This window comes from Idiomarina aminovorans (genome assembly GCF_023155095.1).
GTDB classification, from domain to species: domain Bacteria; phylum Pseudomonadota; class Gammaproteobacteria; order Enterobacterales; family Alteromonadaceae; genus Idiomarina; species Idiomarina aminovorans.
The window spans coordinates 67550-80512 of record NZ_JAKNDA010000005.1; the positions used below are offsets into that span (position 1 = coordinate 67550).

Annotated in this window: 9 protein-coding genes; 5 read left to right on the top strand and 4 right to left on the bottom strand. The window is 48.3% G+C overall.

What is annotated here, in order from left to right:
* Window positions 1-93: 93 nt before the first annotated feature.
* Entirely contained in the window at window positions 94-708 is a 615-nt protein-coding gene (locus tag L8G48_RS10180; RefSeq protein WP_248264499.1) for a CoA pyrophosphatase, read from the bottom strand.
* Window positions 705-2087, bottom strand: a complete 1383-nt coding sequence (gene pabB / locus L8G48_RS10185) for an aminodeoxychorismate synthase component I (protein WP_248264500.1) — start codon at window positions 2085-2087, stop codon at window positions 705-707. The genes L8G48_RS10180 and pabB overlap by 4 nt, the downstream gene beginning before the upstream one ends.
* 137 nt (window positions 2088-2224) lie before the next feature.
* On the opposite strand from pabB, the gene L8G48_RS10190 reads away from it, so the two are divergent.
* Together L8G48_RS10190 and rmuC are read left to right on the top strand one after the other, a co-directional pair.
* Window positions 2225-3748, top strand: coding sequence for a fumarate hydratase (locus tag L8G48_RS10190; protein WP_248264501.1), 1524 nt, complete (start codon window positions 2225-2227; stop codon window positions 3746-3748).
* Window positions 3748-5088 (top strand): DNA recombination protein RmuC, encoded by a 1341-nt coding sequence (gene rmuC, locus L8G48_RS10195; protein WP_248264502.1) that lies wholly within the window; start codon window positions 3748-3750, stop codon window positions 5086-5088. Before L8G48_RS10190 ends, rmuC begins: the two co-directional genes overlap by 1 nt.
* A 24-nt stretch (window positions 5089-5112) precedes the next feature.
* Here rmuC and cysZ read toward each other — a convergent pair whose 3' ends face one another.
* Window positions 5113-5853: a sulfate transporter CysZ gene (gene cysZ / locus L8G48_RS10200; RefSeq protein WP_248264503.1), complete on the bottom strand. Its 741-nt coding sequence runs from the start codon at window positions 5851-5853 to the stop codon at window positions 5113-5115.
* 161 nt (window positions 5854-6014) lie between these two features.
* Between cysZ and smc the strand changes: the two genes are divergently transcribed.
* The 3 genes from smc to ligA are packed head-to-tail and all read left to right on the top strand — an operon-like array spanning window position 6015 to window position 12455.
* Window positions 6015-9473: a chromosome segregation protein SMC gene (smc, locus tag L8G48_RS10205; protein WP_248264504.1), complete on the top strand. Its 3459-nt coding sequence runs from the start codon at window positions 6015-6017 to the stop codon at window positions 9471-9473.
* A 24-nt stretch (window positions 9474-9497) separates the two neighbouring features.
* The gene (zipA, locus tag L8G48_RS10210; RefSeq protein ID WP_248264505.1) at window positions 9498-10430 is read left to right on the top strand and encodes a cell division protein ZipA; all 933 of its coding nucleotides are present in this window, start codon (window positions 9498-9500) and stop codon (window positions 10428-10430) included.
* Window positions 10431-10442: 12 nt separating this feature from the next.
* On the top strand, window positions 10443-12455 hold the full coding sequence (gene ligA, locus L8G48_RS10215) for an NAD-dependent DNA ligase LigA (RefSeq protein ID WP_248264506.1): 2013 nt from the start codon (window positions 10443-10445) through the stop codon (window positions 12453-12455).
* Here ligA and L8G48_RS10220 read toward each other — a convergent pair.
* The gene (locus L8G48_RS10220) at window positions 12452-12958 is read right to left on the bottom strand and encodes a hypothetical protein (RefSeq protein WP_248264507.1); all 507 of its coding nucleotides are present in this window, start codon (window positions 12956-12958) and stop codon (window positions 12452-12454) included. The two genes, ligA and L8G48_RS10220, sit on opposite strands and share 4 nt — an antisense overlap.
* Between the last annotated feature and the right edge of the window lie 5 nt (window positions 12959-12963).

A 12963-nucleotide genomic window follows, 5' to 3' on the forward strand; every position in this document is an offset into this window, starting at 1 on the left:
TATCCTTACCTGTCGCGCATGCTTGTTCTGTTCATTATAGTATTGTCGCATGATTCATGTGGGGGGAAGCAAGTTTTAAGCGAAAATAAGTGCTCAGTTCAGCGGTCTGAAGTTGTTTTTGCTGTCGGGTTGTAGCTGCTCTGATAATTCACGCAAGATACCGGCGGTGGCGCCCCAAATGTTTCGATGCTGCCAGGGAATGAAGTAAACGCGGTCATAGATGAACTTACGAATACGGTAAACGTAGTGGTTACCGTGGTCTAAAATATCAGCCAGCGGTACTTCAAAAATTTCAGCCACTTCGCTTTCCTCAGCGACCAAAGGTTGTTGCGGTGATGCAAAAGCCACGTAAGGACGAATCATAAAATAAGATAAGACCGGGTAGTCCTGTAAACGCCCGACAACTTCCACCTGACTGCGCGGCAGGCCAATTTCTTCTTCTGTTTCGCGCAGTGCGGTATCCAGTAAATCGGTATCGGTATCGTCAAAGCGGCCGCCGGGAAAACTGATTTGACCGGCGTGCTTGCGCAATGTGCTGGAACGCCGGGTAAGTATCAATGACAGTCCCTGCGGGCGTTCAATAATTGGAATTAACACCGCCGCGGGACGCAGGCGCTTTCGCAGTGGCTCATCAATTCGGCGCTCGACAGGCGGTGACGGGTAAAGACTAAAGCGACGAATGAAGTCTGCGCGAGTACTAATACTCATGAGGCTAGTACTGGCAATATGCGCGACACTTTGTCTTTGGTTTCCTGATACTCTTCCGCCGCCGTTGAGTCTGCCACCAGGCCTCCGCCGGCCCAGCAGTATAGCTGCCCATTTTCCGCAAGCAGAGTACGAATAGTAATACTGGTGTCGCTGCGGCCATGTTGAGAAAAGTACCCCATACTGCCGCAGTAAATATTACGGCGGTGAGGTTCCAGTTCCTCAATAATTTGCATAGCGCGAATTTTGGGGGCGCCGGTAATAGAACCGCCCGGAAAAGCACCGTTAAACAAGCTCAGTGCTGTGCGGTCAGGTGGTAATTGACCAATAATTGTTGATACCAGGTGATGAACCGCGGGAAAGCTCTCTATGGCAAACAAACGCGGCGTTTTGATGCTGTTAGGTTGGCAGTTTTTACTGAGATCATTACGTAACAAGTCGACAATCATTAAGTTTTCTGCCCGGTCTTTGTCCGCATTTAGTAAAGCTTCCTGGCTCTCTTGATCGCGATGTTCGTCGCCGAAGCGCGGGCGGGTGCCTTTAATCGGTTTGGTTTCCACCAGGCCGTGCGCATCGGTTAATAAAAAACGCTCGGGAGAAAGACTTAAAATAGCACTGTCGGTCAGGCGCATAAAAGCTGAAAATGGTGCCGAATTCGCCTGTCGCAATTTTAGATAGGCCTGCCATTCGCTGCCCTGGTAGTTTGCCGAATACCGTTGCGCTAAATTAATCTGGTAGGCATCACCGGCCAGCAAATAGTTTTGTACTGCCTCGAATTTATCGGTGTACTGCTGCTGGTTCATGTTGCTTTGCCAGTCACTGACTAGCTGAAAGGGTTCAGTACTTTCTGCCGAGGTTGTCTGGCACCAGAACCGGGTTAATGCTTCTAATTGTTCTGCTGGCGCAACTAACCAGGTCGTATTGGTTTTTCGGTCAATAATGAGTGCCTGACTGTAATAGGCTAACACCGCATCGGGAGATCGGTAGTGGTCGGCATTAAACTCAGGAATAACCTCCAGAGAGCGGCCATGGTCGTAACCAAAAGCACCGGCAAAGCCCCCTTGAAAAGGCAGGTCTGAAGGACCTTTATAGTGACCTGATAACTCATTCAGTTGCTCTGCATAACGGCAAAGATCAGCCGCAGACTCTGGGGCGGGAGGCAATTCCAGATTCTCGTCTGACGATACATTTAATTTCCCCGCCTTGCAGCTTAAGACCAGTTGCGGCTGCCTGAAAATGATATCGTAGGCACAGTTCTCATGGCTCTGCGCGGCAGAATCCAGTAGCAAAGCATAGCTTTCATGCTGGCAACGTTGAAAGAGTTCAACAGCTGAGGCCTGACAGTTAAGTTTTATCGCACAGAGATCGGGGAAGACACTCACATCATGCTCGCAGTTAAGGCTGGTTGTTCATAACAGACATAGTATCACAGCAAATATTCACCAGTCAGCGGCACTGGTCAGTTGTCAGTGAAAACGCTATTATAGCGCCACGCAAAAGTTAACCAAGAGGCAGTTCCATGACCACCATTCGTCAGGCCGATTTTATTGACAGTATCGCCGATTCGTTACAGTACATTTCCTATTATCACCCACTGGACTTTATAAAAGCATTGGATGAAGCCTACCAGCGGGAAGAGAGCGAAGCGGCGAAAAACGCCATTGCGCAGGTGTTGACCAACTCGCGTATGTCTGCACAAGGACATCGTCCAATTTGTCAGGACACGGGTATTGTGACCTGCTTTGTGAAAGTGGGCATGGGGGTGCAGTGGGATAAAACAGACCTGACCGTTCAGCAAATGGTGGACGAAGGCACTCGCCGTGCCTACAACAACTCGGATAACCCACTACGGGCCTCTATTGTGGCAGACCCTGCCGGTGCGCGTAAAAATACCGGCGATAACACGCCGGCCGTGGTGCACATTGATATGGTGCCGGGCAATGAAATTGAAGTAATGATTGCCGCAAAAGGCGGCGGTTCTGAAAATAAATCGAAAATGGTGATGTTGAACCCCAGTGACTCTATTGCGGACTGGGTGGTGGAAACCTTGCCTAAGCTGGGTGCTGGCTGGTGCCCGCCGGGAATGCTGGGCATTGGTATTGGTGGTACGGCAGAAAAATCAGGGGTACTGGCTAAGGAATCGCTGATGGAATCTGTGGATATCCATGAGTTAATGGAACGTGGCCCGCAAACTGCCGAAGAAGAGCTGCGCTTAGAAATATTTAACCGGGTGAATGCGTTAGGCATTGGCGCGCAGGGTTTGGGTGGTTTAACGACGGTGCTGGATGTAAAAATAAAATCCTTGCCGACCCATGCGGCATCTAAACCGGTAACCTTAATTCCGAACTGTGCGGCGACACGCCATGCGCACTTTACACTGGACGGTAGCGGTGTGGCTGATTTAACCCCACCAAAACTGGAAGACTGGCCTGACGTCACTTTTGAGCTGGGTGATGACGCGCGTCGCGTAAATCTGGACGAAGTGACGAAAGAAGCTATTCAGGACTGGAAGATGGGCGAAACCGTGCTTTTATCCGGTAAATTACTGACGGGCCGAGATGCGGCGCATAAGCGTATTAAAAGCATGCTGGATAACGGTGAAAAACTACCGGTGGACTTTAACAACCGCTTTATTTACTACGTTGGACCGGTCGACCCCGTGGGTGATGAAGTGGTCGGCCCTGCCGGACCGACAACCTCAACCCGGATGGATAAGTTCACCGAAAAAATGCTGGAAGAAGCCGGTATTATTGGCATGGTCGGTAAAGCTGAACGCGGGCCCGAAGCCGTGGAAAGCATTCGTAAGCATAAAGCGGTGTACCTGATGGCCGTAGGCGGCGCAGCTTACTTAGTCGCTAAAGCCATTAAAAAATCCCGTGTGGTGGCTTTTGAAGACTTAGGTATGGAAGCCATTTACGAATTTGAAGTGGAAGACATGCCGGTTACCGTTGCGGTGGATAGCGATGGTCAGAATGCGCATACTCAAGGCCCTGCTATCTGGAAAGCCAAAATTGCCGACCTGAATGAAAAATTAGGAGCCTAATGATGACCCTGGCACTCTGGCAATGGATGGCAATAATTGGTGTGCCGGTTGTAACTGTGGTTGCGGCGTTGTTGTTGCTTTGGCAGCAACAACGGCGTTTGCGTCTTAAAGCAGAGCAACAAAGCACGGCACTGGAACAAGACGCAGAAATTTTGCGTGAGCGAGTCGACGAGCTGCAGCACGAGGTGTATGAGAAAGACAGTCGCTTACGTGAAACTTTAGCTCGGGCTGAGCATGAACAAAAAACGGCCGAGGAAAAGCTGAGCTTATTGAAAGTGAGTGAAGAACGACTGACACAGCAGTTTGAAAACCTGGCTAATCGTATTTTTGATGAGAAGTCGAAAGGGCTGCAGCAGCATCATCAGCAGTCTTTGCAAGCAACGTTAGAACCGTTTAAACAGCAAATTGATGCTTTTAAAAAGCAAATCACCCAGCAGTATACAGATGAAACTAAAGAGCGCTCCGCTTTAAAAAATGAAGTGATGTCGCTTAAAGACTTGAATCGTCAAATGGCGTCTGAGGCTGAAGCATTAACCCGCGCATTAAAAGGTGATACCAAGCAACAGGGTAACTGGGGCGAAGTGGTACTTGAACGTATTCTGGAACAGTCCGGTCTGCGCGAAGGGCATGAGTATCAGACACAGGCACATCACCGCGATGAAGACGGTAAGTCATTTAAGCCCGACGTAATTGTGCATTTGCCGAACAAAAAAGATGTGGTTATTGATTCGAAAGTGAGTTTATCGGCCTACGAACGGTATTTTAATTCTGACGATGACGCCGAGCGGGAACGCGCTTTAAACGAACACGTTCAGTCACTGAAACAGCACATCAAACAACTGGGCAAAAAAAGCTACCATCAACTGGAAGGCTTGCGCACGCTGGATTATGTGTTGATGTTTATTCCGATAGAACCCGCGTTTTTACTGGCGGTTGATCGCGACCCTGAGCTTATCCGGCTGGCGCTGGATAACCAAATTATGCTGGTCAGCCCGACCAATTTACTGGTGGCGCTACGTACCGTGCATAATGTCTGGCAGTATGAATATCAAAACCAGAATGCTGAAAAAATAGCCACAGATGCGGCGCGTTTATACGATAAGTTTGTCGGTTTTGTTGAAGACCTGGAAAAAATAGGTAATGGTTTGCAGAGCCTTGATAACCGTTATCAGGAAGCCATGAAAAAACTGAGCACAGGACGCGGGAACCTAATTGGCCGGGTGGATAAATTCCGCCAGATGGGGGTGCAAACCAATAAACGGTTAAATTCTGATTACCTTGATTCTGACGATACGCAGCAAGGCATTGAGTCTGGTGGTACAAATAAGAAAAACGACTGAGCCCTTGCTCAGTCGTACACTGTTTTAATTTAATGCGCTGCGACGGTAATGATCAACCCATAATGAGGTTGCCCCACAAACCGCTAGCGGCATAATAATCAGATTAATCAGCGGGATCATTGTCAGCACGGTAACGCCGAAGCCAAAACCCAGGGTTTTGCCGCGTTGTCCGTTTAACGCTGAACGCATACGCGGAAACGACACTTTATGGTTGTCGAACGGATAGTCTAAGTACTGTATCGACATCATCCAGCAGACAAACACATACCAAAGTACCTGCCCAATAACCGGGATAATCAGCGACAATAAAAAGAAGCCGAGTGCCCGCGGAATGTAGTACATGAGTTTCTGCATTTCCCGTTTCAGGGTACGTGGAATATCTTTAAACAAACTTAAGAAACCCTCGTCGCCCAAACTTTCACCACTTTCATAACGTTCGACTTTTTCCGCCAGAAGCCCATTAAAGGGTGCCGCAATTACGTTCATTATGGTGCTGAAAATGAATGAAAATAGCGCAATAATGGTAATTATAGCCAGCGGCCACAAGATAAATTCCAGCCACTGAAAAAACTCGGGTAACCAGCCCATAAAACGGTTCAGCCAATAATCCACTTCGCCATACAACCAGAAGAAGGCAAGGCCAAACAGGATAAGGTTGGTCAGAATAGGCACCACCACATAACGACGCAGACCTTTGGTTCGGATAAGTTCTAATCCGCGCCCTATATAAGCGAATCCAGAATTGCTGTAGGCAGCTTTATGCATGAATACTCCAAAGGTTTTTAATTGCTTTATAGAATAAGGCAATACCATGGCAATGTAAGGCCTAAATTGTTACAAATAGCGACTGGATCTGCTAGAGTCCGGGATAAGAAAAAGCCTTGTGATGATAAACTGTCGTGCTAATAGATAATTAAAACAACTGAATGCGCCTAAAACATATCAAACTCGTTGGCTTCAAATCTTTTGTGGATCCAACCAAAGTTCCTTTTCCTGAGCAAATGACCTGCGTTGTGGGTCCGAACGGCTGTGGCAAATCCAATGTGATTGATGCGGTGCGTTGGGTGCTGGGCGAAAGTTCAGCAAAAAACCTACGTGGCGATGCCATGAGTGACGTTATATTTAACGGTTCTACCGCGCGAAAACCGGTTTCCCAGGCCAGTGTTGAACTGGTGTTTGATAATAGCTCCGGTCGCATTCAGGGCGAGTACGCAGCATTTAACGAAATTTCTGTGAAACGTCTTGTGACCCGCGATGGTCAGTCAAATTATTTTCTAAATAGCAGCCGTTGCCGCCGCCGTGATATTACCGATTTATTTTTAGGAACCGGGCTGGGGCCCCGCAGCTACGCCATTATTGAACAAGGTATGATTTCCCGCCTGATTGAATCACGCCCGCAGGAGCTGCGTGTTTTTATTGAAGAAGCCGCGGGTATTTCGAAATATAAAGAGCGGCGCAAAGAAACTGAAAACCGCATGCTGCACACACGCGAGAACCTGGAGCGCCTCAATGACGTGCGTGAGGAACTGGGGCAGCAACTGGAAAAGTTAGAGCGTCAGGCGGCGGCCGCAATTCGTTACAAAGAGCTAAAAGCCGCAGAGCGTAAGTTTAAAGGGGAACTTCAGGCGCTTCGTTGGTTAAAGCTCGATAACCAGCGGCAGCAATTGCAGGCACAGTATTCCGAACAGCAAACTGAGCTTGAACGCTGGCAGGCTCAGCAAAGTGGCGACGAACGGGGCGCTATTGAGCTGAGAGAGCAGGCGGAGGAAGCGCGCCATCAGGTAGAGCAGTCTCAGGAGAAAATGTTCTCCGTTGGCAACGAAATAACTCGTATAGAGCAGACACTGAAGCACCAAAAAGAGTTAAAAGAGCAACGTAACCAGCGCCGACAGCAGTTAACCGAAGAAATACAGCAGTTGGATGAACAGCTGGCAGATGACCGTCTGCAAAGAGAGCAACTGGAAGAGCAGCAACTGATGCTGGAGCCACAGCTGGAGCACATAGAAGAGCAATTCGACAGTGTTTCGGAGCGGTCTCAACAAGCCAATGAGCAATGGCGGCAATGGCAGCAGCAGCAAAGACACCAGCAACAACAGCAACGCGACATAGAAAAACAGCACCAGCAATCGCAACTTAAACTGCAAGAGGTCAAACAAGGTCAGCATTACGCGCTACAACAGGTTGAACAGTTTCAAAATCAGCAACACCAACTGGAGCAACAGAAAAAAGCGTTATCGGTTGATGATAATGAGCAATTGCTGGCTGAATTAAAGCATCAGTTTGAGCAAGAAGAGCTCGGTTATCAGCAAAGTAAACAGCAGTTGCAGAAATTTCAGCAAGCTTATAAAGAGCAGCAGCATCACCACCGGCATATTGAGCAGCAACAAGATAAAGCCCGGGCTCAGTTAAGCGCAATTGAACAGTTGCTGAAAGGAAAGCACAACAACGACAGCCGCAGTGAACAGTGGTTACAGGAAAACTATCCTGACAGCAGGCGGGTTCGGGAATTGCTTCAGGCCGAAAACGGCTGGGAAATGGCGGTTGAACAACTGGCTTACGACTGGCTGGATGCCGTGATACTGGAGCAGGCTCCGGAACAATTAGAAGCTGTCAGCGGTGTGAAGTTAATTTGGCCAATTAAGCAAAAAGAACCTGAAAGCTGGTCTCTGGCCAGTAAAGTGAAAGGATCATTGCGTTATTGGGCGCCATTACAGCAGTCCCTGGCGCTTGAAGAAGATGTGAACGCCGTGCAGCAACTGCGACAAAGTGAAGCCAGTTTTGCGGTATCTAAAGCCGGTAACTGGTACTGGCAAGACGGTTTTATAGCGGCTCGTATTGACGAAGACAACAGTGTGCTGCACCTTCACTCTCAACGCGAAACCTTATTAGAGCAACTTGAAACGCTGGCTGTTAAGTTGTCGGAAAGTGATAACCAGATGCAACAGACCCAGCGGCAGGTTGAGCAGGCGCAAGAAAAACTGGAGCAGGCTCAGCAGCAGGTGCAGCAGACTCAGAATGAACGAGGTAAAGCGGAACAACGGTTGCAGTGGAATGCACAGCAGGCGGAACAAATAGAGCAGCAGCTAATAAGCCTGCAAGACAAGCAGCAAGAACAACGGCTGCATGCTGAAAAAGCCGCTGAACAGCAACAACAAATTGAAATGCAACTGGAAGAGTTTGACTTGATGCTGGAGCAAGCTGAGCAGGTTGATGAAAGTCACGGCGAGCAACTGGAATCTCAGGCTCGTACTGAAGATGAACAGTTACAGCAACTGCGCAGCCAACAGCAGCAAATGACGATGCAGCAGCAAAACTTGCAGGCTCAGTCAGCACAGTTACAGAAACTACAGCAACGCAGCGAGCAACGTTACCAGCAGCTTGTGCAAGAGCGGGATGAACACCAAACTGTCGATACAGACGAGAGCCAGAGTGCGTTAGATGAGCAGCTGATTGAGTTACTGGATAGACGCGGCGAGGTTGCAGAACAACTGCAGAAGCAACGCCAGCTGTTGTCGCGCTTTGAGCATGACTTACAACAGCTGACTCAGGGGCAGTCGGTAATTCAGACGAAAATAAGCCAGGTCAATGAGGCTTTGCAAACGACAGAGATTGAGCAGGTTAAGCTGCAGGAACGCAGTCAGGCCGTGCTGGAAACCTTAGCCGAAACCGGTCTTAGTTTAAAACGTGTGTTGGAAGAGCTTTCTTCTGCGGCTGAGGAAAAGCAATGGCAGCAAGAGCTTGAAGCGTTACAGAATAAAATAAAGCGGTTAGGCGCGATTAACCTGGCTGCCATTGACGAGGCCGAAGCGCAAAGAGAACGTAAACAGTATCTCGACCAACAAGTGGATGATTTATCATCGGCGTTAGAGACTCTGGAAGCTGCTATTAGAAAGATAGATAAAGAAACGCGTCAGCGTTTTAAAACAACCTTTGATGCGATAAACCATGATTTACAAACTCTGTTCCCTAAAGTTTTTGGGGGTGGCAATGCAAGTCTGGAGCTAACCGATGATGACTTACTAGAGACAGGCGTTACCATTATGGCAAGGCCTCCGGGTAAGAAAAACAGCACAATTCATCTGCTTAGCGGTGGAGAAAAGGCACTAACCGCATTATCATTGGTGTTCGCGATATTTCGCTTGAATCCGGCACCGTTCTGCTTGTTAGATGAGGTTGATGCACCTTTAGATGACGCCAATGTGGGTCGTTTTTGCCGTCTGGTCAGCGAAATGTCTGAGTCGGTACAATTTATTTATATCAGTCATAATAAAGTGGCAATGGAAATGGCAACACATTTGGCCGGAGTCACTATGCAGGAAGCAGGCGTTTCCAGATTGGTAGCGGTTGATGTTGAACAGGCTGTAGCGATGACAGACGCTGGCTGACAAATTAGGCTTGATGGAGCAAAAATGGGCAGTTTACAAATTACCCTTAGTATTCTTGGGATCCTGGCAATTGCCGGTATTGTTGCGCATGGATTATGGAAAATACGTAAAGGTAACCAACAACAGCGTCAGCGCGAGCAACGTGTCGCTGAAAACCGCGAGCAACAGTCGACAAGTTTTGACTCTGATGGTGTTGGTGAAGTTCGGGTTGTTCGACAAGCTGAGCCTTCAACGGAGCCCCAGACTGAGAAACCGTTTAAAAGTGACACTCGTGTATCGTCAGCGACAAATGATGCGCGGGAAAACCATGAAGATGACGAAACTATTGAGCAGATGTCGATGGATCTTGGCAGTGATGAAACCCTGTCCGATTCATTACCCTCTATGCGGGTGAATAACGATGAACCAGTAGAAGTAGAGCAGGCTGAACTGAAATTCGCTGAAGATAATGAGCCTGCTCCACGAAGCGAACCGGTAAATCTTCACGAAGAGCAAACTGAAGAAGACGTCACTGAAAAAGTAACCGATGACTTTGAAGCGGCTCCGGAAGAAGTTATTGCCCTTCACGTTAAAGGACCCGTACAGGGTGCTGTATTATTGCAAATGATGACAGAACTGGGCTGTAAGTTTGGCGAACTGGGTATCTTTCACCGCTATGAAAATACGGCCGGCACCGGCCCGATGATTTTCAGTGTAGCCAATATGTTTAACCCCGGCACCTTTGACCTGGATAACATGGAAAACTTTGAAACTGAGGGGGTTGCCTTTTTTATGGCATTACCCATGAAGTTTGATGGTCAGCAAGCTTTTAATATGATGCTTAATGCCGCTAAGAAACTCGCCACGGAAATTCCGCAAGGGCAGGTTCTGGATGGTCAACGCCAGTTATTGACCCGTCAGTCGATTCACGAAGCTCGCCACCGTATTCGTGAGTTTGAACGTAAACATTCAGCTTAATTACAGGTTACTATGAATCAGTCTGTTCACCAGCGTATGCAAGAGCTGGAAGAGTTACTTAATCGCTACAATAAAGAGTATTACGAAAACGATGAACCAAGCGTACCTGATGCTGAGTATGATCGCCTGTTTCGGGAGCTTAAAACCTTAGAAACAGAACACCCGGACTTAAAAAATACATCCTCTCCGACGATGAAAGTGGGTGGCAAACCTCTGGGGCAGTTCAATACGGTTCAGCATGAAGTGCCAATGTTATCGCTGGACAACGCTTTTTCGGTTGCAGAGTTTGAGGCATTCAGTAAAAGGGTGGAACAGCGCCTGGATACCAGCCAGGCCCTGACTTTTTGTTGTGAACCCAAGCTCGATGGTGCTGCGGTCAGTCTGCTTTATGAAAATGGGCGGTTAACCAGAGGAGCAACCCGGGGGGATGGACAAAGCGGCGAGAATATTACCGAGAACGTAAAAACTATACGCAACGTGCCGTTAGAACTCTCTGGTCAGGTACCTGAGCGACTGGAAGTGCGCGGTGAGGTGGTAATGCCATTAGGAGCTTTTGAGCGATTTAATGACCAGGCCCGCCAGCGTGGTGAGAAAGTCTTTGCCAACCCCCGCAATGCAGCTGCGGGCAGCTTGCGGCAGTTGGACTCCAAAATTACCGCAAAACGACCTTTGCACTTCTATGCTTACAGTCTGGGGTTAATTTCAGAAACCACTGAACTGTCAGACAGTCACTACCAGCGTCTGCAGCAACTGAAAGAGTGGGGGTTGCCGGTTAACCTTGAAATAAAGACGGTTAACTCAATTGAGGGCTGTGATGATTACTATGAAGCCATTTTAGCTCGAAGGGATGGGTTAAATTATGACATCGATGGTGTGGTTTTTAAGGTTGATTCCATTCGGCTGCAACAGGATCTGGGGTTTGTAGCCCGCGCGCCGCGTTGGGCAATTGCCCGTAAGTTTCCGGCTCAGGAACAGCTTACCACCGTTACCGGAGTCGACTTTCAGGTTGGCCGCACGGGAGCAATAACACCGGTGGCACGGTTAGAACCGGTTAATGTGGGGGGCGTTACTGTATCTAATGCAACTTTGCACAACGCCGATGAAATTGAGCGTTTAGGGGTTCGTATTGGCGATTGTGTCAGCATTCGTCGTGCCGGGGATGTTATTCCGCAAGTTGTTAGTGTGCAAACCGGTAAGCGCTCTGAGCAAACGCAGGCGATTGTATTTCCCGAACACTGTCCGATTTGCCAGTCGGAGATTGAACGGGTAGAAGGTGAAGCGGTTGCGCGTTGCACCGGGGGTTTGTACTGCGCGGCTCAGCGTAAAGAAGCGATTAAACATTTTGCTTCCCGTAAAGCTATGGATATTGATGGTTTAGGCGATAAAATTGTCGAACAACTGGTGGAAAGAAACTGGATAAAGTCACCGGCGGATCTTTACCGTTTATCAAAAGCTGAATTAGCAACATTACCCCGAATGGGCAGTAAATCTGCTGAAAATCTTCGAAATTCTATTAAAACCACGGAAAAGACCACTTTAGCACGCTTCATTTATGCATTGGGTATTCGCGAGGTGGGCGAAGCCACAGCCAATGCGCTGGCCAGTCATTTTAAAAACTTGGATGCGTTAATTGCCGCTGAGAGCGAGCCGCTACAGGAAGTGCCTGACGTTGGTGCTGTGGTAGCGCAACACATTGTGTCTTTCTTTCATGAACCTCATAACCAGCAGGTCGTCACTGAGTTACGGGAGGTTATTTCCTGGCCGGAAGGAGAGGAAATAAGTTCTGCCCAAGGTGATCGTTTATCAGGCAATACCTATGTTATCACTGGCACGTTATCGACCATGACTCGTGACGAGGCTAAAGCAGCGCTTGAAGGTTTAGGTGCAAAGGTTGCTTCCAGTGTGTCGAAAAAGACAACGGCATTGGTTGCAGGAGAAAACTCAGGCTCAAAACTGACCAAAGCCCAATCCCTTGGGCTTAATATATTAGACGAAGATGCCCTGCATCAGTTGCTGCAAGATTAACGTCCACGAGAGCTCAGGTCTTTTAACAGGCCTGAGCCATTAACATCGACAATCCCTTTTTCCTGGTCAAACTCAAACCTGATAGTGGGATGCGTAGTATCCACCAGGAAGCTGCGATCATTGATTTGCACGCGCAAATGCTTGAGCGGCCGGTCTTCATCAAATTCCTTGCGGTGATTGATACTGACTTGATGGTCACCAATGGTTAATTCAAAACCTTTGAAAAAGCCACTGGCAAATTCCGCAACATAAATTTGCCCCTGCTCATTAACAAACACGTTGAGAATATAGTTGGGTGGCATTTCGGATGTACGCATTTGCGACTTGCCGGCAGTAAATATAATAGTGTCGTAGACTTTTTTATACTCAAAGCCAAAGTCCAGAGGTTCCGTGCGGCCAGACGGATAAATGACTTTACCGCTGCCTTCTGCCTCCCAGTCCGCTAAAGTTTGTCCGCTAAAGAGTAATGCCATAACAATAAAACAGTATTTTAAATTTTTCATGGGCG

What these genes read in the sequence shown, in the direction of transcription:
- L8G48_RS10220 (WP_248264507.1), bottom strand. Translation starts at nt 12,958, where the DNA reads ATGAAAAATTTAAAATACTGTTTTATTGTTATGGCATTACTCTTTAGC.
- zipA (WP_248264505.1), top strand. Translation starts at nt 9,498, where the DNA reads ATGGGCAGTTTACAAATTACCCTTAGTATTCTTGGGATCCTGGCAATT.
- cysZ (WP_248264503.1), bottom strand. Translation starts at nt 5,853, where the DNA reads ATGCATAAAGCTGCCTACAGCAATTCTGGATTCGCTTATATAGGGCGC.
- rmuC (WP_248264502.1), top strand. Translation starts at nt 3,748, where the DNA reads ATGATGACCCTGGCACTCTGGCAATGGATGGCAATAATTGGTGTGCCG.
- L8G48_RS10190 (WP_248264501.1), top strand. Translation starts at nt 2,225, where the DNA reads ATGACCACCATTCGTCAGGCCGATTTTATTGACAGTATCGCCGATTCG.
- ligA (WP_248264506.1), top strand. Translation starts at nt 10,443, where the DNA reads ATGAATCAGTCTGTTCACCAGCGTATGCAAGAGCTGGAAGAGTTACTT.
- L8G48_RS10180 (WP_248264499.1), bottom strand. Translation starts at nt 708, where the DNA reads ATGAGTATTAGTACTCGCGCAGACTTCATTCGTCGCTTTAGTCTTTAC.
- smc (WP_248264504.1), top strand. Translation starts at nt 6,015, where the DNA reads ATGCGCCTAAAACATATCAAACTCGTTGGCTTCAAATCTTTTGTGGAT.